This is a genomic window from Alcanivorax profundi (assembly GCF_003597125.1).
In the GTDB taxonomy this organism is placed as follows: Bacteria; Pseudomonadota; Gammaproteobacteria; order Pseudomonadales; family Alcanivoracaceae; genus Alcanivorax; species Alcanivorax profundi.
Genome location: NZ_QYYA01000002.1, coordinates 563,473 through 589,463 on the forward strand (window position 1 = coordinate 563,473; position 25,991 = coordinate 589,463).

Here is a 25,991-nt window from a genome sequence, read left to right on the forward strand (position 1 = left end):
GGGCGTTCCTTCGCTGCGCTCGGTCGCGGCGCGATAGCCACACTCAAAGCAAGCGAGAGCGCTGCCGATCCCCTTCGTGGAAGGCGGCGAGCAAAGACCACCCCAGAAATGCCGTACAGGTGGTGAGGTAATCGCGGATCAGGAATTGCAGCAACGCCACATCCAACGCGGCATCGAAAGGCTCAAAGCGGCACTCCACCACCTCTGGCGCATCCTTTGTCTTGCTGTCATCGCTGACCACAACCTGCAACCTGGCCGCATCGGCATTCCATTCACACAGCAGGTAGCGGGAATCATCGCGCACATTCCGGTCCAACAGGCTTACCGCTTTTTCCAGCGCCGCTTCCACGCCAGCCTTGATGGCGTCCTCGTCATTCCCGGCGCAGTCCAGGGTGTACAGCACGGTCCCTTCTTGCTGAGCCTGCTCATTCCATTGCAGTGTCATGCCTCGTCTCCTGACAACCCGGCCAGGCGCGCCCGCGCCGCGTGGAGTTTCTTGTAGCTGTCGATCAGGCGCAGATGCTTGTCCAGGCCCTCGAGCTGCATGTTGGTCGGGGTCAGCCCCGGGAAGCGCACACGGCCTTCCACCGCGCCGACCACCTGGTCCATGGTCTCGTCGCCAAACATTCGCTTCAGGTTATAGAGGTAGTCGTCCAGTTCCAGCTCCTCGTCCAGCACGATCTCCAGCACCGCATTCATGGCGCGATAGAACAGCACCCGCGCCACCGTGTTGTCGTTGTACTGCAGGAACATCTCGACCTGTTCGGCCGCCTCTTCCAAACGCCCCAGGGCCAGATACACCAGCAGCTTCAGCTCCAGCACGGTGAGCTGCCCCCAGACGGTGTTCTCATCAAACTCAATGCCGATGAGGGTGATAATGTCGGTGTAATTGTCGATCTGGCTGTCTTCCAGACGCGCCACCAACGCCGCCAGCGCTTCATCGCTGAGGCGATGCAAATTGAGGATATCCTCACGGTAATCCAGCGCCTTGTTAGTGTTATCCCAGATCAGGTCTTCCACGGGATACACCTCGGAAAAATCTGGCACCAGGATCCGGCAGGCCGGGGCGCCCAGCTGGTCATGCACGGCCACGTAGACTTCTTTTTCCTGCTCTTCGAGAATCGCGAACAGTTTCTCCGTTTCCTCCTCGGTGGTGCCGGAGAAATCCCAGTCCTCAAACTCGTAGTCCGCTGCCGCACTGAAGAAGCGCCAGGAAATCACCCCGGTGGAATCGATAAAGTGCTCAACGAAATTATTCGGCTCGGACACTTCCATGCTGTTAAAGGTGGGTGGCGGCACATCATTCAGACCTTCAAAGCTGCGCCCCTGCAGTAACTCGGTAAGGCTGCGCTCCAGCGCCACATGGAAGCTGGGGTGCGCGCCAAAGGACGCAAACACACCGCCGGTGCGCGGGTTCATCAGGGTCACACACATCACCGGAAATTCCCCGCCGAGAGAGGCGTCCTTCACCAGCACCGGAAAACCCTGGGCTTCCAGTGCCTTGATGCCTTCCACGATCTCCGGGTAACGGGCCAGCACCGCGTCAGGCACATCCGGCAACACGATCTCCTGCTCGATGATGTACTTCTTCACTGCCCGCTCAAAAATTTCCGACAGACACTGCACCTGCGCTTCGGCCAGGGTATTGCCGGCACTCATTCCATTGCTCAGAAACAGGTTCTCGATCAGGTTGCTCGGGAAGTACACCGTCTCGCCATCGGACTGGCGCACAAACGGCAGCGAACAGATACCGCGATCCACACGGCCGGAATTGGTATCAATCAGGTTGGAGGCGCCCAGCTCCCCGTCCGGGTTGTAAATCCCCCGGGTATGGGCATCCAGGATCTCGGCAGGCAGCGCGTCATTCGGCCCCGGCTTGAACCACTTTTCATTGGGGTAATGCACGAATTCGCTGTTGGCGATCTCTTCCCCGAAGAACTGGTCGTTGTAGAAAAAGTTGCAACTCAGCCGCTCGATGAATTCCCCCAGCGCGGAACACAGGGCGCTCTCCTTGGTGGCGCCCTTGCCGTTGGTAAAACACATGGGCGAGGCCGCATCACGAATATGTAACGACCAGACATGGGGAACGATATTGCGCCAGGACGACACCTCGATCTTCATCCCCAGCGTTTCGAGGATGCCGCTCATGGTGGCGATAGTGTCCTCCAGCGGCCGGTCCTTGCCCTCGATCAGTGTCCGGCCCGCCTGCTCCGGGTTCACCGTCAGCAGCGCCTGGGCATCTTCATCCAGGTTCTCTACCGCTTCAATCTGGAAGTCGGGACCGGTCTGCACCACCTTCTTCACCGTACACCGGTCAATGGCCCGCAAAATGCCAGTGCGATCCTTGTCGGAGAGGTTCTCGGGCAGCTCCACATGAATCCGGAAGATCTGGTTATAGCGGTCTTCCGGGTCGACAATATTGTTCTGCGACAGGCGGATATTATCCGTGGGGATATCCCGGGCCTTGCAGTACACCTTCACGAAATAGGCGGCACACAGGGCTGACGACGCCAGGAAGTAGTCAAACGGACTGGGGGCTGAGCCATCACCCTTGTAACGGATGGGCTGGTCGGCAATCACCGTGAAGTCGTCGAATTTGGCTTCCAGACGCAGGTTGTCGAGAAAGTTGACCTTGATTTCCATGAGGGTACAGCCGAGGTTGGGAGGTGAGTAGATCCAGGGAGCATTATCCCGGTTTTGACCCTCCCCGTCTTGCACCGCGGGCAACACGGCTTACCGTAGAAATGAGCGACCGACCACGATCACCCTGGCGCGGCAATCTGCTCCGACCAAGCTCCCCCAGGCCTCTGCCCCCGAGCCGGCCCGGAAACACTCATTCCGTAATCTGGCAAACGCCTTGTCCTGAGCCTTCAAGCGACCTGCAAAAGCCCGCCACATCCGGGTTCTCGAACTCACTGGAAATCAACTCACCCGGAATCAGTCCTTCATCCCAACGGGTGGTCATCAAGAGATGGTGACCCGCCTCTTTATCCTCAAAAATCTCCACCACCGCATGGGTCTGGTGAATATAGAGGTCACGAAGATCCTTTCGACAACGTAGCTCGCTCCTGGAATCTTCACCGCAGTCATAGCCGGCCCCGGAAAAGTAGGAAAGCGCCATCTCCAGGAGAGCAGGCGTCTCCATGACGTGCCCGTCCGTACGGGTAAGGGTTGTGGGGGGCTCTCCCGCCACATTGGTGCAGCCTGACAGGGCCATCACACCCAACATCACCATCAAATAACAACACCGCATGCTCTTTGCCTTTCACAACCAAGGAATTGGAGTACCTCAATGGACGGGCGATCTGTCCATACGGCCATGCATGATAACCTGCTATTCGTGGCCTTACACACCAGCGTGATCAGATCTCAGCGATACACCCTGGCTACCGAAAAACGTTACCTCTGAACGCACAAAAAAACGCGGTCGATGCCGCGTCCTTTTGTATCGCTTTTCTGATAAGTACATATCGATCCAAACCCTGCGAGCCCCCCTCAAGCCAGAAAGGGGAGCCGCCATTCAGGGTGAATCCCTAATTCATCTGGATATAAATCTGGTTGTACTCATCCTGCACAGAGGGGATCGGTTTGCTGGGATCCAAATCCATCACCAGGTCCTCCTTCAGCACTTCAACCTCATAGCGCCATCCCTCCGGCAACCCTTCCATGGAGGCGCCCAGAGAAGACAACTTCTCGGTGACAACCTTGTTGCCCTGCAAAACGAACTCATTGCCTTGATCGTCCACTATCTTGTAAACCGGCAAGCCAGCTTTCCATTCCAGCTTCTGATACTTGGCAGGCGAGAAAACGGTATATTTTGGAATGCTCATGGTGCCCGGCGGCAGGTTGGCCCCAAACCGCATCTTGGTTCCGGCTACGTCAACTGGATCCGACATCATCAGACCCACCACATCTGACGACCACCACTGCGGGCCATTCTTGAACACTGCACGCGCACCAAACTCCTGGGCAAGGGAGGTCAAATCTAACGCCCCCCACCACTCAAGGTCACATTCCGCGTTATGCGAAGTGCTATAGATATCGTTGCCCTTCTCACCATAATCGAATACCAGCTCGCAATAGCGGTATCCTCTGGATTCTTCCAGGACATGCATTTTCAGCACTTTTTCTTCACCAGAACCCGTCGACATGGTGACATCCGCAACCGCCATCTGCGCACCTGCAACAGAGAGTACGAATGCCCCGGCAACCCAACTGGCCCCACGCAAATTTGACTTCCCTTTATTCATTATTGACTCCGTATTGAATTTATTTTGTAGAACGCATCAAATGTTTGCCCGCATGCGGATCCCGGCAACAACAACATCGTCCTCATCAGGATTAAGTGCGGGGTTTACGATATATTGCAGCGAAGGGGTGATAGTGAAATTCCTTATCAATGGGAAGCGATAAAAAACCTCTGAACTATATTGCTCACGCAGTAGTTCATTAGACGGGTTGCCCCAGCCAACCGCAACACCGAGCACGTCCCGTGCGGCGCCAGCCTTACTGTTGAAACCCACACCAAGCCCCGCGACAAAGTCCTGTTCAAATGTGGAGGCATCACCGTCCGATATCCCTCCAAGCACGTAGGGCATCCAGCGGTCATCAAGCAACTTGCTGACCAGAAAGGTCATGCCCTTGCCAGATTGAACGCCCGCCTTCTCCTTGGCATCCTGGTGCCAGAGCTGCACCTGTACCTTGTCCCACCGCGCATTTTCAATGCTATTGGGCAACCACCGGAATTCTACTGAGCTGTAGTATTCCTCTTCTTCAATGGAATCAAAGGGGTTTTCCGCTGACTTCGCATTGGCATCGTGGGCACCTGCCACCACAACAAAACCCGGAGAGACCATGAACGCCCCTCCGGCCCCCAGGCCTCGACCCGGCAAAGGCTTGCTAAGGCTGCTTTGAAGTGAAGGGTTAACAAAACCCTTCTTGGCTCCGGAAAGAGCATGGGCGTTATACCAACTGATCGCGCTGATTTTACCGCCAATCAACTTCAGGCGGCCGCCCATGGCCGTCTGACGCCAGGCCAGTTCTGTCCAGGCACCACCAAAATCGCTGAACCCTGTAGCGGTAGGTACAATGCTGCCGATTTCACGGAACAGACTGGTCGGAGGGATTTCCGAATCCAGGGTATGGCGATCCTCAAAACGGAACGACAGAGATCCCTTATTGGGGCCGTTACGATCGAACAGCGTCCATACCCCCTGAAACTCAGCCCGGCCTGCAGCAGCATCGTCCGTATCGATATCCTCCACGTCGACCTGCTGATACAGCGCCTGATAGCTCAGCTGAACATTCAGCCCATAATTTTTTTTGAGCGATTTTTTGGCCTCAAACCACGGAGAGAGCGCATCCTGGAGAATGTCTGATCGCAACCAGGAACCAACAGGGATCGCATCCTGAGCAAGATCATCTGTCACACTGTCGCCACCTTCCAATGGGACAGCATTGTATTGCTTGACAGCCTCAGTGCTCTTTTCAGAGTCCGCTTCCATAGCGAGTCCGTTCGTTGACGCACACACCAAAAGCACCCCGGCAGGAAGCGTCCATAACGGCTGTTTTTCTGGCATTTTTTTCACCACCAATATTATTATTTACGGGTATCGTCGAAAACGCCCAGAAGAATAGAGAGCAAATCTTCACTCGCCACAACCAGGGCCTGGTCGAAATCATCGACCCCCAGTTTCTGTCGAGCGTTGTTGAGGTTTTCCCCTGTCAGTTCGCGAATGCCCGCTCCCATCAACTCGCCGGTATAGGTATCAGTCACCCGAGTCTCAAGGTACAGGCGAATTTCCTGATCGCGTATCCCTGCTACCTTGGTCAGCTCGACAGCCACAAGCGCGGTAGGAATATACTCATAAGCGGCCAGTGACTTGTCAGATACATTCACCCCGGTGATGGCCGTTTCCATTCGCAAGGTGCCTTTGCCGGGCTTGTCTGTGATTTCCAGTACATTGCCGACCCCTGTACGAATAACATTGGTGATGCTGTTCTGTATATCCACCAGCGTTTTCATGCTCACCTGCTCGGTGGGTTGCGGCTCAGGATACGCCACCACTTTCTCTACAATGGCATGAGAGTAATCATTGGCATTGAAGTCGGGTGAGATATAGCGAAACACCACCTGATCATCGGGCGAGGTTACCGACTGAAGCTGGCTATAATATTCCTGGGACAGGAACCCTGAAGGGCTGACTTTCGGTTGGGACTGACAACCTGCCACCAATAGAGCGGTAGCAAGCGCGGCAAAAACCGGCTACCTTTTCATGTTTTTCCCCTAGACAAGATAAATAAAATCAATCAATGGACGGCCAAGCTCAACATTCAGGCGAGTTAACGAAATCCGTGCTGCTTCAAGCTTCAACCGTTCGTTAAAGATACCCGAAAAAATCAGGGAAAAACTGCGCGCCGTTAACGTTCCCCACTCCCAGCTGACGAATGGAGTTCACCAATGAATCCGCTGCACTATCCTGACGCAGCCCGCTCAGAAAATGGGTCATTTTCATGCGCCTTGGGATAAATCTGCCCACTGAATTACGGCGCTTTTTTCATAAGCAAATCCACGGCTACACTCTATTGCGTACTCGGGAGGTTGAGCAAGGCAAACAGAGGCACACTTGCGTGCTTTTACGGCAAGTGAGATATGCTTGTGGCACGCAACATGATGGCGACAGGGCGACGATCCAGCTAGCCAAGCCATCCTGAAAAGCTGGCCCAGACATAGAATCCATAGCCGCACAGCAACACCGCCCCCTCTATTCGTGTGAGACGGCGGCTTGTGTAGAGGAAAAGCAACAACAGCAAGGAGGTGCCGAGCATGATCCATTGATCTATCTCAATCACCCTCACAGGCATCGGCAGTGGCTGCATAAATGCGGATATTCCCAGTATCCCCAGCAAGTTGAAAATGTTGCTTCCGAGAATATTTCCAACCGCCACATCGGCCTGCTTTCGCAACGCGGACATAACAGAGATCGTTAATTCCGGCAGCGACGTTCCAACCGCGACAAGGATCAAACCGACTACTGCCTCCGGGATTCCCATGGACACAGCAATACTGCTGGCTGCTACGACAAAAACCTGTGAGCCGGCAATCAACACGCACAATCCCGCAACCAGCACCCCTACCGTAATCGCCAGATTACCAGTCACCCTCGGCACCGCAGCAGTTTCCGCTTCATGTACTTGTGCCGAGGGCAGGCCACCGGAACGCTCTGTCCAATAAGCCAGCGACAGATACCCGGTTAAACCAAGTAGTAGCAGGGCAGCATCCCAATGGTCCAGGCTGCCTCCCGCCCCAAGAGCCACACAAAGCAGGCTGGCTGCGACGACACACATCGCATCTCGACGAAGCGCCAACGGGGTTACTGTCAGTGGCGTAATCAATGCGCACACGCCAAGGATAAGAAGCACATTGCCGATGTTGCTGCCCACCACATTGCCAATCGCAATATCTGGCTTTCCTTCAATCGCAGCATTCACCGACACCACCAATTCGGGAGCCGAGGTACCAAAGCCGACGATGACAAGCCCACTCAGAAGTGGGGATACACCAACACGATGGGCAAGCGCCAGCGCCCCCCGGATCAGCATTTCACCGCCCAGGGTTAACAACAACAAACCAAGAATAAAAAGCAAAACGCCTGTCATAGTGCTATGCAGCCTCTACCCAACCATGAATTGGCATTTACTCCCTCGCTGCCAACTGCATCAGAATGATGCCGGCAGGATCAACATCCTATTTAGCCCGATACAAATAATAATAATTGACCACAATACGTAGTGTTTATGCCTTGTAGGGTTTTCACCTTCTAATGGAAAAATGAACATTTTGCCATCCAACGCTGCATTCTAATGCTTTTCGGCAGCAGTGCCTTGTTATGCGTTTTCACTTTCGATGCAGAGAAAAGCTCACCGCGCCCAAGGTTGCCACACCAATAGCAACCCAGCCACTAACAGTAAAACGCCCATTATCACTGCCTCCTCAGGTGAAGCATGGATAGCCCCTCTCATTCCTGAGGGAGACTTTACCCCTGTGCCATGCAATCCATTGAAAACGACGGCAGCGCCCAGGCCAGTGAATAGAACACCAACAATCATAAGTCCCGAATCTTGCCGCATCGCGTATCTCCCTCTTGCATAACGCTTGGCTCACAGGAAAATTGCGAGCTTATGCACGCCTGGGGTCAGGCCCCCCAATTCTCTCTGAGCGCCAGATTTGGGAAAGGAGAAACCTGACCCCGATGATGTATATGTTATGCATTACTTGGCACCGATACTGTTTTTGACCTTATTGTTTAGCTCAACAAACCTTCTTACAAGCTGATCGCAAACGTTTTTTTCAGCACCGCAACGAGCACTAGTTTCAATAAAAATTGAGCCTTCCTTCTGTATTATTTGACGTTTTACATACGAAGGGTGAGCCGGATGCGTTTCTGGCGTAAATGAATACAGCGCCCTTTCTGACTTAACTTCTGCTATTTGCCAACCACGATCCACTCTTACTTGCACATCAGGATTTGATTTCATCGTCTCCAACAGCTCTGAGACAGCCAACCCATCTGAATTTTGACCTTCATACCCGAGTTCCTCCTTAACTGGGGAAGCAACCCCACAGCCAAAAGCGAAGCCGCAAATACCAGAACAGATATTTTCTTCATCGGTTCCCTCATATGCATAACGCCAGGCGCAGCGGCCAAATTGGAGCGGGGAACGAGCGGGAATTTGATCCGCCTTCCGCCGCTTCTTATACATTTAGCCTTCATATTCCGGCCAGTGTTTTAAAAATAGCTCACGCCTTATACTTTCAGCCGCTTTATATCCGGCCTCATAGGCCTTGCCACACCAAAATAGGCCCGCAATCGGGTTTACTTCACTTTCCACGCCATAAGCATATATCGCGCATAGCCTTATAGAGGAAGCCACGGAGCCATCAAACGCAAGATAGTTAAACTCTGCTATCGCAGCAGATGGATCCTTTCCACGTTCGAAGTCCTTAGTATTGGTGCGATATTCATCAATCCAAGGTTCGCCTTCGGCTTTGGCGACTTTGTTGGCTACGATAAAATGCTTTTTGTAATCAGCTGCGCCTGCCAAGGCTGGCAAAAAAAAACAATGCGGCTAAAAAGATCCTCAGCAAAACTATACTCCTTGGATTTTCTGTGCATAACGCCTGGCGCAGCCGCCGAAGGTCGGTCTGCTGCTACTTGTTACGTTCTACACCGCCACAGCATGAATATTAAGCCGTGATTGAGTACGTAGTTTGATAATACGTACAGTCTCTTCGAAATAAACTCGTAATTCGAGGCCGCTATACTCTGGCAGTTTCATCCAGACATTTTCGGCTGGCATAAGCTCAAGACCCTCTAACTTTTCACATGCCTGCTGGGCCTCAGCATCTGCGCAAGAATTACCGGATGCGACCAAAACTAACTTAGCAGCACCCTCTGATGTATTTTTAACCCGTATGGATCGTTCTCGCTCGATATCGTAGGAAAGCCTTCCCCTCGTAAACTGCGGCCAGATTGGCACAATGACTCCAATCATTAATGATTTACTCTTGAACGGATGCGAGCAGACTTCTAATTCTTCAGTTTCGTAGCAATCCAATTTCTCGAAATCATCATGCTTGTATCCGACGGGATCAGATACAGCCATGTACTCATCCTTAGCCAGGACAGTACATCCACCAACCATTAATGCCACTAGTAGCGCTAGAAATCTCATTATTTAATCAACGTAACGCCGCGAGCAGCGGCGCGTGTTTTTGCGTACGCTGCCTTGCCTGGTTAAGTGGCGACACACCAGCCTAACCAAAGACCACGATGTGAGCCTGCGAACCAGACTACATTTATGGCACCCGCAAGGACTTAAACCCTGAAGACACTCCCAACCTGAAATGTGGCCGCCCACAACGAATGGGAAAACCGAGCCACAACCTCATATTCTTCTAACGGCAACCAAAAACATGGCCATGGCACCGACGTGGAATCTTGCTATGCCACAGAAAAATCAGAGCCATTTAACAGCGTATTAAGTCGAACGAATCGACTTAACTCAATTCGACATATTTATTTTCGCCTTTGCGGTTTAACCCGCAAAAACTTCCGCACTAACAATTACTTAAGCCGTAGCTGAGAACTTCTCCCATCCGACAAAACTCGAATCGTTCGACATAATGCCGGGACGACCGTACTGTTCCGCCGATTTACCCCTCGAATAAAAGCACTCTATATCAATCACTTAGCCTTTTCTGTAAGCCATATCTTACACACCATGCCCTGCTATCCGTTGAGCACGGCTTATGCCACTAATTAGTGGCATCATTTTTCCGGGCCGGTTTCGGTTTTTCTTCCAACGATCCGGTTGCGCCTGCAGGCAGGCTCCCACGAAAGACCGCCCAAACCAATCCGGTTTTGACTTTGGCTTTCCTCATAGCTCAAAGCTCGTAGCTGATTTTCCCCAACCATAAAAAAACGCGACCGAAGCCGCGTTCTTGTTCGACATCCCCTGGGGGAATTACCGGCCGAGAATATCCCGGGAGATAATTTCTTTCATGATCTCGCTGGTACCGCCGTAGATACGCTGGATGCGGGCGTCCACGTAATCACGGGAGATCGGGTACTCCTGCATGTAGCCATAACCACCGAACAGTTGCAGACACTTGTCGGCGACCACGCCCTGCAACTCGGTGGTGGTGAGCTTGGCGATGGAGGCGTTGGTGGTGCTGAGTTCGCCTTTATCGTATTCGGCGGTGCACTGGCTGCAGAACGCCTTGTTGATCTGGGTCTGGGCGTGCAGGTCTGCCAGAACGTAGCGGGTGTTCTGGAACTTGCTGATCGGTTGACCGAAGGCCATGCGCTCCTGGGTGTATTCAATGGTGCGCTCGATCATGCCTTCACAGGCGGCCACAGCACCCAGGGCGAGGATCAGGCGCTCGCGGGGCAGCTCGTTCATCAGGTTGGCAAAGCCTTTGCCTTCGCCACCCAGAATCTGGTCGGCGCTGAGCGTAACGTCTTCAAAAAACAGCTCGGAGGTATCGGCCGCGTGGTGGCCCATTTTTTCCAGGTTACGGCCACGGGAAAAACCGGGCAGGGTGCAATCCACGGTGAACAGGGTCATGCCTTTGGAGCCGGCATTGGGGTCAGTCTTGGTGGCCAGTACGATCACGTCGCAGTGCTGACCGTTGGTGATGAAGGTCTTCTGACCATTGATCACGTAGTTATCGCCGCTCTTGTCGGCACGGGTCTTCATACCCTGCAGGTCGGAGCCGGCACCGGGCTCGGTCATGCCGATAGCGCCAACGGCTTCGCCGGAAACCATTTTCGGCAGCCAGGTCTGCTTCTGCTCTTCTGAACCCAGGTGAAGAATGTAGGGGGCAACAATGTCAGAATGCACAGACAGGTTAGAGGCCAGGGCGCCGTAACCGGCACGCGAGCACTCTTCGATGATGACGGCCGACAGGGTGAAGGTGGCGCCGAAGCCGCCGTACTCTTCCGGTACGTCAACGCACAACAGGCCGTTTTCGCCCATTTTGTTCCACAATTCGCGGGGGAATTTTTCGTCCTTTTCCCACTGGTTGTAGTAGGGGGCCACTTCGTTTTCGAGGAATTTCTTGACGTTGTCGCGGAACAGTTCGATTTCGTTCTGATCAAGCATACTGGCTAGTCCTGTTGGTCAATAACGGGCACGGGCAAGGCCCTGCCGGCAAAATATGGCCAACATTCTAGCGACAAGCCGGGCGGCTCACATCCTCCCGGGGTGACCCTTCGGTCCGTTGTATACCCCGGCAGGATCACGCCCTGTCATTTACGCCGGTTCGACGACGATATCTGCGGTGAGCGAATTAGCCACAAAACAGTTGCGGTGCGCACTGTCGTGAAGCTTGCGCAGGGCCGGGCCATCCAGATCGGTTTCGTCGAAGACCACCCGCGGCCGCAGCACAATGCGGGTGATGGCCATGCGGCCGTCGGCGTTCTTTTCCACAACGCCCGAGGGCTGATCGATGTAACTGAGGACTTTGATGCCGCGCTTGGCGGCGATGGAAAGGAACGTGAGCATGTGGCAACTGGCGGTAGCAGCGACAACCGCTTCGTCCGGGTTGACTCGATTGGTCTGGCCAAAAAAGTCTGGCGAGGCCGACGCCTGCACGACCTCCCCTCCCCCCAGGGTCCATTCGTGATCCCGGTTGAAGGATTCATAGTCGAACGGTGTGTTCGGCTTGAGATGCCAGGCTACCGTTGCACCATATTCATTCATGGTCGATCTCCCTTTCTCTACACGATGACTTTCACCATGAGCCGGTTGGCGCCGAAAGGCAACTCAACCAAGGTCGATCTTGGGAGCCTCTGAATAACTCCTTGCATGCTCAGTCTTTCAGGCTGGTTCGCCCCCTCGGCCAAGGTAAAGAGGGGCGCGATTTTGAAGGTGTATGTCCATCCATCGAAAAAACGCAACAACGAGTGCGGACCAGCCTGGAAGACCCGAAGGGCGCGGCCTGGAGCGCACATCTGCTGCGCCTTGCCTCTAGAAAAGGGAACCACCCTTACCGTCGAGACAAGACACAACAGCTGCACGCTCCAGGACACGCTGAGCACGCAAGGAGTTATTCAGAGGCTCCCTTGATCACCGTCAAGGTTTGGTGGGTAGACGGCGGTTTTACCATGAATCAAGGGCCGAGAAGGGCAATCGCGGTCGAACGACCGCTCCCACTCTATCGCCTGACACCTGCGGGCGACAGCAAGGCAACATAGCGTCTGCCACCCTCAGCTCGCCGGGTCTTCAGGGTTACTCCGCGCTCGGAACCGGTTTGAGCAGACAGCGCTCAACCTGATCCATCACCCGGGTGCTGTACAGCAACGCGCAGTGTCCCAGATAGGGCACATTGATGTTTTCTTCTGCTCCGTGCAGCACGGCGGTGGACACCGGCAGGACGAAGTTGTCCATGTTGGAGTAGATGGAAAAATAGCGGGCACTGCCGGGGCAGGGCTCCCCCGTGGCCAGTTCGCGAATGAACGGGCTTTGATAGCGCAGCTGCGCGGCAGCACCCAGCGGCGGGAACAGGGCAGCAATACGCGAACCATAGTGTGGGCTGCCCAGCGTCACCACGCGGTCTACTTTACCGTCCAGCCCCAGATTTTTCATGGCGTAGCGGGTCAGCGGGCCGCCCATGGAATGGCAAATCAGATGGGCTTTTTCTGCGCCGGTGGCATCGAGAATACGCTGAACGTGGTCGACTACCTGCTGCGAGAGTTTACGGGCATTGATGTGCGGCGGGGTGTAGCTCACTGAATAGACGTTGGACCAGCCACGCCATTTAAGTCGCCACTGCATGAACAGAAAGTTGGCACTGTTACCACCGTAGCCATGCACCAGAATCACCGGCACCTCACCATGATGGCGGGTACGCGCCGGCGAAGCATCATGGATCAGGCGCAACGGGTAACTGGCCACCAGCAGGGTCAAGGCGGCAACTTCCTTGACGATGCCGAGCACCACCGACAGCGGGCGCAACGGCTCCTCACCTGGCAGTGCTGCCTGCTCCGGAAAACTGCGGCGGTCGTAATACCAGCACAGGTAAAACGCCAGAGTGGTCAACACCGTGCCCAATACCAGCAACGCCAGTAACATCAGGATCACGCTCATAAACAGGCCGCCTCTTTCGAATTATTTTTATCGACACTACCAGCCGGCACCGAATGCTGGCACCAGCCGGTAAGACTGTCAGACAGGATAGCGAAATGCAGCCTACATCAGCCCCTGGGCCTTGAGCCACTCGGTGCAGTAGCCCACTGCTTCAGCCATCTTGTCCTGCTGGCCGAAATAATAGTGGTTAGCGCCTTTCACTTCACGCAGCTCGGCCTGCCCCGGGGCAAAACTGTCATACAAACGGTGCGTGTGGCTGGGGGTACAGGCGTTGTCGGCGGTGTTGCCGATCACCAGCGCCGGTATGCGGATGCGTTTGGCGCAGGCCGGGCCATTGGCACGGGAATCATCAAAGCTCCACTGGCTGAGCCAGCCCCGCAAGGTGTTGAAACGGGCCAGCGCCACCGGGCCATTGTTGACGGTTTCCGGGTCACCGAGATAGCAGGTTCCGGGGGCGCGTTCATTGGGGTCTTGTTCCGGGTCCAGCCAACGCACATCACACATGGTGCGATGTACCACGAAACCAAACTCTTCCGTGTTCTGGCCCTTGCTGCGGAAGTCTTCCAGCTTGCTTTTCACCCAGTCGGTAATGCGCCGGTTGCGGTCGATCTGTGCCTGGCGGAAGCGGGCCACAAACGCCTCGCTGTAGGGCGGCTGATTGGGGCAGTCCGGATGATAGATGTCCAGTTCCCGGTCTCGGTCGTCCGGGTTGTTCTCGTCCTTAACCGACGGGTCCAGCCATTCGGTCATGGTAATGGCACGGGACACATGGGCTGCCAGCAACATGATGCCGTCGGCGGGAATCAGCTTCTGGGACACCAGGTCGTAGGGGTCGCCCGCGGGGGTCTCGGTAATCTGCGGGTCTTCCGCTTCGGCCTGGTACATCAGACTCAGGGAACCGCCGCCCGACCAACCACCCAGCACCACTTTTTCGTAACCCAGTTTTTCTTTGGCGTAGCGCACACACGCGCCCAGATCCGCTACCACTTTTTCCATCAACAGGGCACTGTCGGCACCGCGATAGCGACTGTTGCAATAAATCACCGACAACCCGGCCTTGGCCAGCGCCGACACCATCGGCAGGTAGGCGCCACCGCCCACCGGGTGCATGAACACCACCACGGTCTTGCCGGGCCCGCTTTTCGGGGTCAGCAGGTGGGCTTCCAGGGTCACCAGGTCCATAGGGCCGGCATAGGTATCCTTGAAGCTGGATTGCTCGGTAAACGCGATCAGATGCGGGGTGCGGTCGTAGTGCTTGCTCATTCTGCCTGTTCCTTGTTCTTGTCTTTCTCGCCTTTCTCGACCGCGGCTTTCACTTTGGAAAAATCGGTCTTGCTCATATCGATGCCGCGCATGTCCAGGGCGGCGCCAAACAGCGCCTCTTTCTGGGCTCGGGTTTTTTCTGTCCACGCCTTGAGCGCATCGTGGGCCTGGGCGGCACCCTCTTCCACCACCTGGTCGTAACTGGGATCACGCACCGTGATTTCCAGCGGAATGCCGTTGGGGTCGACAAAGTAGATGGAATGAATGAATTCATGGTCTACCGGGCCAAAGCAGGGGCGGCCGGCCTTGTTGATGCGACGGCGCCGGTCTTTCAGCTCTTCCATGGTGTCCACTTCGAAGGCCAGGTGGAGATCGAAGGCATGGCGCGGGCGAAACATCATCTCGTCGGCACTGTCCGGGGCATCAAAGAAGGCCACGAAGTTGCCATCCCCCATCTGGAAGAAGAGATGCATGTAATCCACCTTGCGGCCGGTGCCGGGCTCTTCATCGAACACCATGGCCAGGGTCAGTGGCATGCCCAGCACATCCTCGTAAAACCAGCGGGTCTGTTCCGCATCGCGGCAGCGGTAGGCGCCGTGATGGACGTGTTTGAGCGTGGCACAGGGGGTCAGGCTGCTCATGGAGTCGCTCCTGTTTGTTATCGGTATCAGTGGCCCATTGTGGTCACAGGGGCGCGCCGAACTGAAAACCGAAACCACCAAGAACTTGTCAGTTCTGGCCACTCGCGCATGCCGTTGCACAGTGGCACACTGAGCGCCCAGTTAACGGGTAGGACAAAGGTATGAGCGACCAGGCCATCATCAATGAAGTGGGGCTGCGCGACGGGCTGCAGAACCAGCCGGTAACCGTCGACACCGACACCAAGGCACAGCTTGCCCGGTTGCTGGTAGACGCGGGCATGCGCTACCTGGAGCCAGTGAGCTTCGTGAGCCCGAAAGCCATTCCGCAAATGGCCGACGCCGCGGCGCTCACCCCCCTGCTACCCCACGACGAGGGCCTGCATTACACCGCGCTGGTCCCCAACCTGAAGGGCTACCAGCTGGCGCGGGACGCAGGCTACCCCACGGTGGCGCTGGTGCTGTCCACCACCGATACCTTTAACCAGCGCAACCTGAACATGAGCCTGGAACAGGCCGCCCAAAGCTGCGAGGCGATCATTGCCGCCGCAAAAGAGGACGGCATTGCCACCCGCACCTACATTGCCGGTTCGTTCGCCTGCCCTTACGACGGCCCCATGCCAGTCACCCTGCCGCAGAAACTGGCCGCGCGCATGTTTGCCGCCGGTAGCGACGAAGTGGCCATCGCCGACACCATTGGCGCCGGCAACCCCCAGCAGATGAAGGACATCATGGCGCCGCTGATCCGGGAATTCGGGGCGGAGAAATTCTACGTACACCTGCACGACACCCGCGGGTTGGCTGCTGCCATGGCCTGGGCCGCCGCAGATCTGGGTGTGCGCCGTTTCGATGCCTCGGTGGGCGGCCTGGGCGGCTGCCCGTTTGCCCCCGGTGCCACCGGCAACATGGCCACGGAAGATCTGGTCTACCTGCTGGAAAGTGCCGGCCTGAAGACCGGTGTTGATGTGGAAAGATTGCGCGCCGCGGTGGCGCTGGCGCAGCAAGCGACCCAGCGACCACTGGGTGGCCGCATCCTCAGCTGGATGGAATCCCAGGAGAACCAGGGCAAGACGCCCTGCCTGTGGTAATCGGCCAACAAAGAGGCCAACCCCCACCATCAAAAACGCCGGGCAACCTCACTGCCCGGCGTTTCATTGTATGGCGTCTTATCGCCTGTCTATCCCGTTATCAGGGTGTGTAGGGATAACGGAACTCGCCAGACAAGGAAATGGCATCATCATTGTTGGGCAGGACCGGCCCCATATTCCTCGCCACCAGGGTTGCGATATACGTCCCTTCTACCACGCCATCGCTTACGCTGGTCACATTGATGGTACAGGAGGCGCCTTCAGACAGGTTTTGGGTGCCTGACTGGGTGTAGGTCGCGCCGTAGGGAATGTTGGCCGGCGTTGACAGTGACATGGTCGGCTTCAAGCCACCCACATCAGTGTTGCAGGTAAAGCTGCCCACCTGCATGGGAATGTTGGACCACACCATCCGCAGCTGATTGTTCGGCGATTCCAGATCACTGAACACCCTGGAGAAGTAACCGTTACTGCCGTTGGAGGAATACTCCGAGGCCAGCTGAAAGCGCTCCCCCTGGGTGAAATGCGTGTTGCCATCATCAATGGTCATGGAAATCCCCTGGGTTTCCTGACCCAGGGCGCCTTCATCACCGCCGTTGTCAGCATGGAAGGTCTGCGTGGTGAAGTTACGGAACTTGCCATGCACGACCAGGGTTCGCTCGGCCGCCGGCAATTCAATATCGCCTGTCCCCAACCCTGAGCCAAAGGCGGCACCGCCCCCATTACTCGGCCCCATCAAGGTAGCCGTATACGTGCCCACATATTTACGGCCGGCATTCTGTTCGACGGTAACCGTACAACTGCCCCCGTTGGCACTCTGGAACTTGAACAGCGGGTCACTGACCGTCACCCACCCCATCTTCAGAGTCACTTCCGTGTCCCCATCCTCGCAGCTGTACTCTCCAGCTTCCGGGTTATTGTTGCTGCCGGCCTGGATCTCGAATTTCAGCGTGTGGTCAGGATGTGAGCCATCCAGCAATGGCCTGCCACCCAGGAAATGGCCAGAGCGCATTTCGCGAGTACCGCTATCAATGGTCATGTCCCAACGGATTTCATCTGCCAGCGCCGGCGCCTCACCCTCTGTGCCCGTGTGAATGAAAATACGGAACTGGCCACCGCTCAGGGTGATTTGTTCATCATCCTTGTCGTTGCTTAGCGTGGCGCTGATGATGCGGCCTTCCGTGGCGCCATTGCTGAAGTGGTAATCCACGTACAGCTCGCACTCTGTAGCCGTCCAGGTTTTCTGCACCACTGGGCTGGCAGCGTAGTCTACCGTCAGCAGGGAGACACCCGTACTCTGGCCACACAGCTGGGTGCCCAGATTGCCGTGGGCCACGTTCACCTGAGCCCAGGCCAGATCATCGCCATTAAACGGCGTCGAATTAATGGTGTTGTAATCACTGTCATAGTTATGGGCACGAATCTGGCGCTTGGCCGTGCTGGCCATGAACGATTCGATAAACGGTTGCTCCAGGGCCCAGACCTTGCCATCGTGCACCACTGCGACACCATTGCGCATCTCCAGCAACTCCGCACCGGGCTCCGGTTCCGGGTCTGTGCTGTCTTCCTGAATCAGGGCACGCGTGGTTGCACCAGCCCCGTCATCATGAATGATTTCCATGACCTCCAGGTCTGCGTTGAGATACAACCGTACGCGCTCGTCGCTATCAGACTGGCCATAATTCACCGCGACACGACGGTCGGTGGCCACATTGGTACGGTCATAAATTTCAACAATGTCGGCAACGGTAAAACCGATGTCGGTGTCAAAATCGATATCACCCTGTGCCGAAATGATAACGGTGCCACGGGCATGGTTACGGGTGGCACTTCCACAACTCGCGCAGTAACCCGGGTCACCCTCGCCGTTACCGATCACCGTGTAAGTACCGGCGTAATTCGTGAGTACGTTGAGGTTCGCGGGTAATTCCGGGTCAACCGGTTCTTCGTCTTCCGGCGCGTCCGGGAACTGGCCCAGGTTGCCGTCTTTCACCAGATTCAGCAGTGCGTTGTAATCAGCGATAGAGGGGTCGTCATCAATGGCTTCCTGGATCGCATCCAGCACCTGGTCCCAGGCATCGCCAACCGCCAGCGCGGTGCTGAACGGGTCGCCGCCGGGCAGGGTAAAACCGGCATTGGTCATGGCCGTAAGCAGCTCGGTTTTCTTGCTGGCAATGGTGCTGGCATCAGGCCAGTTGGCCGGGGTCGCAATCCAGCTGCCGTCGGCAAGGCCGGTAGCGAGGGCCAGCACCATGTCGGTGATCGGGGTGATATTGATCGTTCCTGCCTGACTGGCATAGCTGCGCAGGGTTACCGAGGGCGTGCCGCCGGTTACCGTCAACACACACGGCAAGGCAGTGCTGGTGATGTCGCCACTCCAGACCCCATCGGCATTGGTGGTAACGGTGGACGTGAAGCCACTGCCATCGGCACATTCTGCGGTAACGGTGCCGGTCTGGATGGCGGCACCGACGGCTGCAGTACCAGAAAGGCTTGACGCGGCCGGCGCAGACGGGCCACCGCCTCCGCCATTACCGCCCGAACTATCGCGACTGCTGTCGCCGCCACAACCTGCCACGGCCAGGATGACCCCCAGCAGTCCGGCACGAAACACGAACTTCCCTATTGTTGGCTGCATACCCGATCCCCACGCTGCCTGATTAAAATGGATACTGGCAGCATAGGAGTGGTGGGGAAATTTCAGCACCCCTTAAACAGGGGGGAGGAAACCGGTAAGCACGGGGGGCTCGTTCAGGAGGGATTCACCAGCCCCATATGGATCGCTTTCAGGGTCGCTTCCGCACGGGTATTGACCTGCAGCTTGGCGTAGACGTCTTTCATGTAACCGGCCGCCGTATAGTGGGAGATACCCAGCTTCTGGGCTGCATGCTTCACGCTCAATCCCTTGGCGATCAAGGTCAGGATTTCTTTTTCCCTTGGTGTCAGCGTAACTTCCTTTTCACCGAAAACAGGATGAAACTGCTCAAGAAGCCGTCGGGCGATAGACGCCGATAGCGGAGGACGCCCGGCAAGAATTCCCGAAAGCTGGTCACTGAATTCTGCTTCAGTATCATCTTTTAACAAGTAGCCATCAGCACCAGACCGCAAAGAGCCAAAAAGATGCTCGGCATCGTCGAAGATGGTGGTCACGACACACATGGCTTCACGGTTGGCTTCCTTGAAAGGGCGAATTAATTCCACCCCGCTTCCGTCAGGCAGCCCCAAATCAATCAGCGCCAGATCATAGGCCTGCTCGCGAATTTTTTCCTGGGCTTGCAACAGCGTGCTGGCCTGCTCTATGCGCTCAGGTGACAGTAAATTCATTACCTGATCGCGCAGCCATTGAGCCACATCTGGCAGATCCTCAACAATCAATACCTGCCTGATTGCATCCATGCTTGTGCTCCAAACTCGCGATAAACATAAAATGTGATTCAACACACACAAATCATATATTCTTCAACATGCCAAAAACAGATTGTTCGAAGAACGCTAGTAGTAATCGCTGACAACCCCAAGGATCAACCCCCCGAAAGCGGGGGTGGGACAATGTCTTTGCACACAGGGAACATGCATGCTTTCGCTGAAAACACGAATTATCACCGGGCTTTTCCTTGTCGCGCTTTATGGCCTGACGGCCATCGCCATCGCGCTGACCCTGCCCTCCAGCAACATGGTTTTTCAACAGAATGACGAACAACTTGTCGCCCACCTTCCGGATTCAGGAAAAGTGACGGTGGTTGCGTTCAGTAATGGCCAATCCACCCTTCCCGCCACGCCCACCCTGCTACTGGAAGAGCCGGATGTGCTGCCTTACTACAGCGATCTCAATCGTTTTTTCGACACACATAGCAAACTGTCCCAATGGCTTACCGAGGGCACGTTGCTGCTGGTAGATGACGCCGACAACCACTACCCCGTGCAGTCAAAGCAACGCCAGCTGACCCAGCTTCCCGGCCTTTTCTGGTTACAGCTGGTCTGCGGGCTAGCCGGAATGGTGATTTGTATTCTTGTCTGGGTACCCGCCAAGCGCGAGCTTTCCATCCATTCATTCGCGGTAACAGGGCTGAGTTACGTCTTGTTCTCTTCGGCCGCGGCAATCTACAGCACCCGTGATTTTTTTATTTCCGGCTCACTGTTTACCTGGCTGTCCGGTCTGAATCATTTTGGCGCCTTGCTGTTTTCCGCATCGCTCGCCGCTTTCCTGTGGAACTACCCGCGCCGCTTCCCGTATCGCTGGCTTACCGCAGGGTTTTACCTCACGTTTGCCGTGGCCATCGTTATTGATCAAGGACAATGGGTTGCAAGCCCGGTTGACGGTTTTCATTCCTGGGTGATGGGGATCTTTCTGGCGGGGTTATTAGGTTCAGTCTGGCAGTGGCGGCAAACGCGACAACAGCAGGGCGACCGATCCGCGTTACGCTGGGTCGTCATTTCCATTGTTGCGGGCACCGCCTTTTTCGCCGGCGGCATGATTCTTCCTGCCATGCTCCAAGTCGCTCAACCGGCTTCTCAGGGTTTGCTTTTTACCACTTTCCTGCTGATGTATCTGGGCATGGCATTAGGCGTGGTAAGGCATCGCCTTTTCGCACTGGAGCCGTGGTGGTTTTCGTTATGGTCCTGGTTGTTGGGCGGCCTCTTTATCATGCTCACGGATCTGCTGCTGGCCATGATGCTCAGCCTCTCCGGGCCGGTCACGCTGACCCTGTCCGTCGCCCTGATTGGCTGGTTGTACTTCCCGTTACGCCAGTATCTGTGGAAAAAAATGTTCCTTCGCCATCGGCAGGAACTGGATGAGTGGTTGGCACAGGCTTTGCCCGCCATGCTCAAAGCCCAACAGGATACCCAGGCCAATGCCGGCATGAAGCAAGCGTTGAACGCGGTATTCCAGCCCCTTGCGATTGACGTGCAACCCATGATGGATAGTCACATTCACATTCCTGATAAGGGACAAACCCTGATTGTGCCTGAACCCCTGGAGCAACGTACCTGGAAGCTGCAGCACGCCCAACAAGGCGGGCGCATTTTCAATCGACAGGATACACAAGTAGCCAGCCTGGTATTGTCACTGCACCAGCTGGTGACTGAAGCCAGGATTGCACACGCCAAGGGAGTCAGAGAGGAGCGGCTTCGCATACGCAGGGATATGCACGATGACCTCGGCGCCAAACTGCTGCAGTTACTGCACCGTTCCTCCGACACCACCAAACCCCTGGTTCGCGAAGCCATTCACGACTTGCGGGATCTTCTCAAGGACATGGAAGGAGAATCACTCTCCCTGGAAGCCGCGACCCTCCAGTGGCAGGAAGAAACCCTGCAGCGCTGCAAAGATCATGGCGCAGAACTGGTTTGGCAAGCCCGCGCCAGTACAACGGTTTTAGGCGCCAGCGAGTTCAGTGAGCTAACCCGGATGCTGCGTGAAGCGGTGACCAATGCCCTCAAACATGCTTCAACCACCGTCTTGTCTGTCACCGTTGAACAACGCGGCTCGGTTTTAACACTGATAATCGAGAATGACGGCGTGAACGCAGATCATCCCGAGGGTCCGGTACGGGGTCTGAAAATCATGGACAGCCGGGCTCGCAAACTGGGAGGAGACTGCCAATACCGCAAGGTTCAGGGTCGCTGGCAGGTCAGGCTGGAAGTTCCTCTCTCCAGCACCATGGTCTGATACCACGGCGAAAAAAAGGGCCGCAATGCGGCCCTTTTTATCGCTTCGCCTTCAGCGCGAGGAGGCCGCTTTCACGGCAACCATGCCAACCAGCCCTTGGGCCAGAGTCTGTGTTTCTGCGTCATAGGACGCAGGAATCAGATTAACCTGGTAGCGGGTAATGTCTCTGGCTGTGGAATTGGACGTTCCACTCATGGCACTCAACAAACCCAGTCCCTTGCTGAGACCAGAAGTAAGCTTGTCCGTTGTGGTCGTGACATTCTCGATGCTGCTGTAGAACGCGTTGGGCGTAGCCAGCGCATTGCTGGTGCTGAATACCGGCATATGGGTTGTCTTGATCATGCACTCTTCCTTGCCAAAACGACTCCAGCATTTTTGCTGTGCCACCGGCTGGAAGCGAACATCTCCACGAGCGGTTAGCTGAATCGTGGCATCCACCTTGGCGGAGTCCTTGTTGGAAAGCCCGGCAAAAGTTTTATGGCCATCCGACTCCAGCTTGGCAAAGTCGATCAGGATATTGATGTTCACACCAGTGAGTCCAAGATCCTTGATCAGGCGACCTTCATGTTGTTGGGCAGAACTGCCCGCTGCAGCCTTGAACGCTTGGCCAAAACCGCTTGCTGTGCCGATGTAACGAGGATCAGAAATAGTCTCTCCCTCACGGCCCATCACCAGATAACGTGTGCCCCCTGTTCCCTTGTACTCAAAGGGGCTTTCCCGGCCTTCAGCATGCATGGCCTGGTAATGAGGGTTCGCCTTCAGGGTCTGATGCGGCACCACCTCAAACCCCGCTTTGGCCAGCTGCTGCTCAGCGTTATCACAGGCCTGGTTGGCAAGACGTTGCATCTCGGCTTCTTCTACCCCTTTGGCCGCATACGTTACGGTCACTTTGACATCGGAACGGCGGGTTGTACCCGTGGCGCGGGTGGCATCGGAACGGAAGCCGCCGCTGGTTGAGGCAGACGCTGCACTGTTGACACCAAACATGACGTTGCAGGACAACACCCCGATCTTGTCGACCCCTTCCATGTACTTTTCGTTTTCCGCTGCAATAAAGGTGTCCGCCTGGCTGGCGGCAGAACCCTTGGCATCATAGGTCGGTGCTTCGCTTGCGGTGGTTGCACAACCGGACACCAGTACGGTTAGCGCCATGGCTGGAACAGCCTTGTTCCCAAATGTCATTTTCATTGGTTTTCCCCGTGGATTTTTTTGATTTTTTCCCTGTTGGCAGCATACGGATTCATGACGCAAGTTCAGGCCATCGACCCAGCGGTATGCATCCAATCCTGACAACGGAATCAGGTGTTCACGGTGAGAAAAGCTGGTCAGAAATCCCGGCAAAGCGGGAGGGGAGAAAATGGAAAGTCATGTGTACGACTGGCAGAACGGGCATCCTTGCCGGCCAGGTACACGACCAACACATCCTTTGCCATGACCAACTTCCCTGCCATGAGAAGTTGGTCACATCCTACGGTGCTGCCGGTGAAGCGTGACCCCCCTGAACAGGGGGGTGCGGTGAAGGGGACGAACGCTTAGCGCGGCGCGATGATCATGCAGGTGCAGGTGGCATGGGCGTAGAGTTTCCCTTCGTCATCGACAATGCGGCCTTCCGATATCACCAGGTTACGACCCCGATTGATGACTTTGCCTTCGGCTTTCAGTGGAGTGTTGAACGGAACCGGACGGCACATTTTGATGTTCAGGTCGGTGGTGCCGTAACTCTCACCAGCGCCAAGCACGGTATGCGTGGCACAGCCGGTCACCGAATCCAGAACGGTGGCGGCAAAACCGCCATGCACCCCGCCAAGCGGGTTGGTGTGCCGCTCATCTGCGGTGGCAATGAACACCACTCGGCCTTCTTCTACCGTGTCGGGATCCATGGGGATCGTTTCGGAAATCGGGGCGCGGGGAATCTTGCCCGCCGCGAAAGCCTGCATGATTTGCAGGCCGGTCATGGACGCAGGGTTCATGGTGGAATCCTCTTGAAATGATGGACTCCATTCTAGGTTCCTTTTTGGAACTTACAATCCCATACAGGCCGTTTACCTGCGCGCCCTGCTACAGCGCCACTGCACGAACACAGTTACGCCCCTGCTCCTTGGCGGCATAGAGCGCCTGATCGGCTGCTCCAAGCAGGTCGTCCGCATCCGGGGGTTCTGTCCCGGTCTCCGGCACCAGGGTTGCAACGCCCACACTCAGGTGTATCTCGCGAGGCAGATCATTAATATCGGAAACGGCGGTGCGAAAACGGTCTGCCACAGCGCGGGCCTGGTTTATCCCTGCCCCCGGCAACAGGGCCACAAATTCTTCGCCCCCATAACGGGCCAGCATATCACTGCCACGGGTCACCCCCTGCAGCGCTTCTGCCACCGCCTGGAGCGCCACATCGCCCTCACGATGACCATATTCATCGTTAAATTCCTTGAAATAATCCACGTCCATGAACACCGCTGACAAAGGCTCACAGGAGCGCAAACTGGCGCTATGGGCCTGGCGCAGAAACTCCATCAATACCATGCGATTGTTTAACCCGGTCAGTGGGTCTGTGCGCGCCAGGTCTGCCAGCTCCTGATTGAGCTGGGCCAGCTCATCGCGCTGCTCTTTCAATTCCGTTTCTGCCCGCACCTGGGCAGTAATGTCTTCGATCTGTGACAGGAAGTACCGGGGTGAACCATCCCGATTCCGCACAATAGATACCGCCAGTAACACCCAGACAATATGCCCCTCTTTGTGGAAATAGCGTTTTTTCATCCAGTAGCTGTTTTTCTTGCCTTGCAGTAGCGCATTGACGAACTCCATGTCCGTGTCCAGATCTTCGGGGTGCGTGATGGTCTGGAAGTCAATCTCCAGCAAGGCCTCCTCGCTGTAACCGACCAGCTTGCACAAAGCCTTGTTCACTCGCAGCCACCGTCCTTCAGGCGAGACAATGGCCATACCGATGGCTGCAAAACGAAAGGCCCCCTCAAATAGCGCCACGCTGTGTTCCATCTCGACAATCGCTTTCTCCCGTTGACGGCGCAGATTGTCACGCTCTACCGCCTGGCCAATCGCCTGGGCCATGAGCTCGAGAAACTCGATTTCTTCAATGGTGAAAGGGTAAGCGCGGATGGCCGAGTCGCTAAAATTGAGGGTGCCGAATACCTGGCCCGCGACCTGTATCGGCGCAGCAATATAAGATTCCAGCGCCATCCCCTGATAAACCGGGTGGCTGCGCATTTCTTCCAGGGCACCCACGTGATGCAAGGCAACAGAGCCTTGTTTCTTGATCACTGTCGAGCAGTAGGTATCGCCCAATGTAAAGACATCCCCCACCTGTATGGTACGCGCCTCGTCTTCCACAGCCAGCACGGTATACTGCTGATCCTGGATACGGCTGACGATACCCACTGACACCCCCAGCAACTCACACCCCGTGCGCAGATAGGACTGATAGAGGCTGGGCAGATCCTGATAATCCTCCAATGCCAGCCGGTGCAGCTCCCGCAAGCTGCTAACACTGAAATCGCGGCGGTCATCCATCACACGCCTCTCCCTTCATTTTTTTGCTCATCGCTATTGTTCTTTATCCCACCGAATTGAGCGCAAGTAAAAAGCAGAAAGACAATAAATGCATATCACTGATCCTCAAATTTGGGCCGCCGAAACAAAAAAGGCGCCAACGGCGCCTTTTTGAGTCACATC

Annotated in this window: 23 protein-coding genes; 2 read left to right on the forward strand and 21 right to left on the reverse strand. The window is 55.8% G+C overall.

Annotated elements, in window-relative coordinates:
• Positions 1-43: 43 nt before the first annotated feature.
• The 16 genes from D4A39_RS07900 to D4A39_RS07975 form a co-directional block, all read right to left on the reverse strand.
• Positions 44-445 (reverse strand): hypothetical protein, encoded by a 402-nt coding sequence (locus D4A39_RS07900; RefSeq protein WP_119917825.1) that lies wholly within the window; start codon positions 443-445, stop codon positions 44-46.
• A complete protein-coding gene (locus tag D4A39_RS07905) occupies positions 442-2,643 on the reverse strand; it encodes an OsmC domain/YcaO domain-containing protein (RefSeq protein ID WP_119917826.1) in 2,202 nt (733 codons plus the stop codon). Before D4A39_RS07905 ends, D4A39_RS07900 begins: the two co-directional genes overlap by 4 nt.
• A gap of 190 nt (positions 2,644-2,833) precedes the next feature.
• Positions 2,834-3,253: a hypothetical protein gene (locus D4A39_RS07910; RefSeq protein ID WP_119917827.1), complete on the reverse strand. Its 420-nt coding sequence runs from the start codon at positions 3,251-3,253 to the stop codon at positions 2,834-2,836.
• 280 nt (positions 3,254-3,533) lie between these two features.
• Positions 3,534-4,250 (reverse strand): hypothetical protein, encoded by a 717-nt coding sequence (locus tag D4A39_RS07915; protein WP_119917828.1) that lies wholly within the window; start codon positions 4,248-4,250, stop codon positions 3,534-3,536.
• Positions 4,251-4,286: 36 nt separating this feature from the next.
• Complete coding sequence (locus D4A39_RS07920; RefSeq protein ID WP_119917829.1) at positions 4,287-5,579, reverse strand: carbohydrate porin; 1,293 nt, start codon at positions 5,577-5,579, stop codon at positions 4,287-4,289.
• A 20-nt stretch (positions 5,580-5,599) separates the two neighbouring features.
• Positions 5,600-6,232 carry a DUF3313 domain-containing protein gene (locus D4A39_RS07925; RefSeq protein WP_158586923.1) on the reverse strand — a complete coding sequence of 211 codons (633 nt, stop codon included), beginning with the start codon at positions 6,230-6,232 and terminating at the stop codon, positions 5,600-5,602.
• 148 nt (positions 6,233-6,380) lie between these two features.
• The gene (locus tag D4A39_RS18180) at positions 6,381-6,509 is read right to left on the reverse strand and encodes a hypothetical protein (RefSeq protein WP_267899599.1); all 129 of its coding nucleotides are present in this window, start codon (positions 6,507-6,509) and stop codon (positions 6,381-6,383) included.
• A 187-nt stretch (positions 6,510-6,696) separates the two neighbouring features.
• A complete protein-coding gene (locus D4A39_RS07930) occupies positions 6,697-7,659 on the reverse strand; it encodes a calcium/sodium antiporter (protein ID WP_119917831.1) in 963 nt (320 codons plus the stop codon).
• A 612-nt stretch (positions 7,660-8,271) separates the two neighbouring features.
• Complete coding sequence (locus D4A39_RS07935; RefSeq protein ID WP_119917832.1) at positions 8,272-8,763, reverse strand: molecular chaperone DnaJ; 492 nt, start codon at positions 8,761-8,763, stop codon at positions 8,272-8,274.
• Positions 8,764-9,114, reverse strand: coding sequence for a hypothetical protein (locus D4A39_RS07940; RefSeq protein ID WP_147393893.1), 351 nt, complete (start codon positions 9,112-9,114; stop codon positions 8,764-8,766).
• 111 nt (positions 9,115-9,225) lie between these two features.
• Positions 9,226-9,666, reverse strand: a complete 441-nt coding sequence (locus D4A39_RS07945) for a hypothetical protein (RefSeq protein ID WP_119917834.1) — start codon at positions 9,664-9,666, stop codon at positions 9,226-9,228.
• Positions 9,667-10,527: 861 nt separating this feature from the next.
• Positions 10,528-11,667 carry an acyl-CoA dehydrogenase family protein gene (locus tag D4A39_RS07950; RefSeq protein WP_119917835.1) on the reverse strand — a complete coding sequence of 380 codons (1,140 nt, stop codon included), beginning with the start codon at positions 11,665-11,667 and terminating at the stop codon, positions 10,528-10,530.
• Between the two features lie 150 nt (positions 11,668-11,817).
• Positions 11,818-12,267 (reverse strand): OsmC family protein, encoded by a 450-nt coding sequence (locus D4A39_RS07955; protein WP_022985810.1) that lies wholly within the window; start codon positions 12,265-12,267, stop codon positions 11,818-11,820.
• A 528-nt stretch (positions 12,268-12,795) separates the two neighbouring features.
• Positions 12,796-13,653, reverse strand: coding sequence for an esterase/lipase family protein (locus tag D4A39_RS07965; RefSeq protein WP_119917837.1), 858 nt, complete (start codon positions 13,651-13,653; stop codon positions 12,796-12,798).
• 102 nt (positions 13,654-13,755) lie between these two features.
• Entirely contained in the window at positions 13,756-14,916 is a 1,161-nt protein-coding gene (locus tag D4A39_RS07970) for an alpha/beta hydrolase family protein (RefSeq protein ID WP_102790439.1), read from the reverse strand.
• Positions 14,913-15,557, reverse strand: a complete 645-nt coding sequence (locus D4A39_RS07975; RefSeq protein WP_119917838.1) for a VOC family protein — start codon at positions 15,555-15,557, stop codon at positions 14,913-14,915. The genes D4A39_RS07970 and D4A39_RS07975 overlap by 4 nt, the downstream gene beginning before the upstream one ends.
• A gap of 161 nt (positions 15,558-15,718) precedes the next feature.
• Between D4A39_RS07975 and D4A39_RS07980 the strand changes: the two genes are divergently transcribed.
• Entirely contained in the window at positions 15,719-16,642 is a 924-nt protein-coding gene (locus D4A39_RS07980) for a hydroxymethylglutaryl-CoA lyase (protein ID WP_119917839.1), read from the forward strand.
• 100 nt (positions 16,643-16,742) lie between these two features.
• On the opposite strand, the gene D4A39_RS07985 is transcribed toward D4A39_RS07980, so the two are convergent.
• Both D4A39_RS07985 and D4A39_RS07990 read right to left on the reverse strand, forming a co-directional pair.
• Positions 16,743-19,277, reverse strand: coding sequence for a hypothetical protein (locus D4A39_RS07985; protein WP_147393894.1), 2,535 nt, complete (start codon positions 19,275-19,277; stop codon positions 16,743-16,745).
• 113 nt (positions 19,278-19,390) lie between these two features.
• Entirely contained in the window at positions 19,391-20,035 is a 645-nt protein-coding gene (locus tag D4A39_RS07990; RefSeq protein WP_022985816.1) for a response regulator, read from the reverse strand.
• A gap of 178 nt (positions 20,036-20,213) precedes the next feature.
• On the opposite strand from D4A39_RS07990, the gene D4A39_RS07995 reads away from it, so the two are divergent.
• Positions 20,214-22,310 (forward strand): ATP-binding protein, encoded by a 2,097-nt coding sequence (locus D4A39_RS07995; RefSeq protein WP_119917840.1) that lies wholly within the window; start codon positions 20,214-20,216, stop codon positions 22,308-22,310.
• A 51-nt stretch (positions 22,311-22,361) separates the two neighbouring features.
• Here D4A39_RS07995 and D4A39_RS08000 read toward each other — a convergent pair whose 3' ends face one another.
• From D4A39_RS08000 to D4A39_RS08010, 3 genes are all read right to left on the reverse strand, one after another.
• Positions 22,362-23,498 (reverse strand): hypothetical protein, encoded by a 1,137-nt coding sequence (locus tag D4A39_RS08000; RefSeq protein ID WP_022985818.1) that lies wholly within the window; start codon positions 23,496-23,498, stop codon positions 22,362-22,364.
• Between the two features lie 344 nt (positions 23,499-23,842).
• Positions 23,843-24,280 (reverse strand): PaaI family thioesterase, encoded by a 438-nt coding sequence (locus tag D4A39_RS08005; protein WP_022985820.1) that lies wholly within the window; start codon positions 24,278-24,280, stop codon positions 23,843-23,845.
• An 88-nt stretch (positions 24,281-24,368) separates the two neighbouring features.
• Positions 24,369-25,829 carry a sensor domain-containing diguanylate cyclase gene (locus tag D4A39_RS08010; protein WP_022985821.1) on the reverse strand — a complete coding sequence of 487 codons (1,461 nt, stop codon included), beginning with the start codon at positions 25,827-25,829 and terminating at the stop codon, positions 24,369-24,371.
• Positions 25,830-25,991: the final 162 nt, after the last annotated feature.

Coding starts and splice junctions, on each gene's coding strand:
- D4A39_RS07900 (WP_119917825.1), bottom strand. CDS start 445: ATGACACTGCAATGGAATGAGCAGGCTCAGCAAGAAGGGACCGTGCTG.
- D4A39_RS07915 (WP_119917828.1), bottom strand. CDS start 4,250: ATGAATAAAGGGAAGTCAAATTTGCGTGGGGCCAGTTGGGTTGCCGGG.
- D4A39_RS07920 (WP_119917829.1), bottom strand. CDS start 5,579: ATGCCAGAAAAACAGCCGTTATGGACGCTTCCTGCCGGGGTGCTTTTG.
- D4A39_RS07945 (WP_119917834.1), bottom strand. CDS start 9,666: ATGGCTGTATCTGATCCCGTCGGATACAAGCATGATGATTTCGAGAAA.
- D4A39_RS07995 (WP_119917840.1), top strand. CDS start 20,214: ATGCTTTCGCTGAAAACACGAATTATCACCGGGCTTTTCCTTGTCGCG.
- D4A39_RS08000 (WP_022985818.1), bottom strand. CDS start 23,498: ATGAAAATGACATTTGGGAACAAGGCTGTTCCAGCCATGGCGCTAACC.
- D4A39_RS07985 (WP_147393894.1), bottom strand. CDS start 19,277: ATGCAGCCAACAATAGGGAAGTTCGTGTTTCGTGCCGGACTGCTGGGG.
- D4A39_RS07935 (WP_119917832.1), bottom strand. CDS start 8,763: ATGTATAAGAAGCGGCGGAAGGCGGATCAAATTCCCGCTCGTTCCCCG.
- D4A39_RS07975 (WP_119917838.1), bottom strand. CDS start 15,557: ATGAGCAGCCTGACCCCCTGTGCCACGCTCAAACACGTCCATCACGGC.
- D4A39_RS07955 (WP_022985810.1), bottom strand. CDS start 12,267: ATGAATGAATATGGTGCAACGGTAGCCTGGCATCTCAAGCCGAACACA.
- D4A39_RS07930 (WP_119917831.1), bottom strand. CDS start 7,659: ATGACAGGCGTTTTGCTTTTTATTCTTGGTTTGTTGTTGTTAACCCTG.
- D4A39_RS07950 (WP_119917835.1), bottom strand. CDS start 11,667: ATGCTTGATCAGAACGAAATCGAACTGTTCCGCGACAACGTCAAGAAA.
- D4A39_RS07990 (WP_022985816.1), bottom strand. CDS start 20,035: ATGGATGCAATCAGGCAGGTATTGATTGTTGAGGATCTGCCAGATGTG.
- D4A39_RS08010 (WP_022985821.1), bottom strand. CDS start 25,829: ATGGATGACCGCCGCGATTTCAGTGTTAGCAGCTTGCGGGAGCTGCAC.
- D4A39_RS18180 (WP_267899599.1), bottom strand. CDS start 6,509: ATGACCCATTTTCTGAGCGGGCTGCGTCAGGATAGTGCAGCGGATTCA.
- D4A39_RS07965 (WP_119917837.1), bottom strand. CDS start 13,653: ATGAGCGTGATCCTGATGTTACTGGCGTTGCTGGTATTGGGCACGGTG.
- D4A39_RS07905 (WP_119917826.1), bottom strand. CDS start 2,643: ATGGAAATCAAGGTCAACTTTCTCGACAACCTGCGTCTGGAAGCCAAA.
- D4A39_RS07910 (WP_119917827.1), bottom strand. CDS start 3,253: ATGCGGTGTTGTTATTTGATGGTGATGTTGGGTGTGATGGCCCTGTCA.
- D4A39_RS07980 (WP_119917839.1), top strand. CDS start 15,719: ATGAGCGACCAGGCCATCATCAATGAAGTGGGGCTGCGCGACGGGCTG.
- D4A39_RS08005 (WP_022985820.1), bottom strand. CDS start 24,280: ATGAACCCTGCGTCCATGACCGGCCTGCAAATCATGCAGGCTTTCGCG.
- D4A39_RS07970 (WP_102790439.1), bottom strand. CDS start 14,916: ATGAGCAAGCACTACGACCGCACCCCGCATCTGATCGCGTTTACCGAG.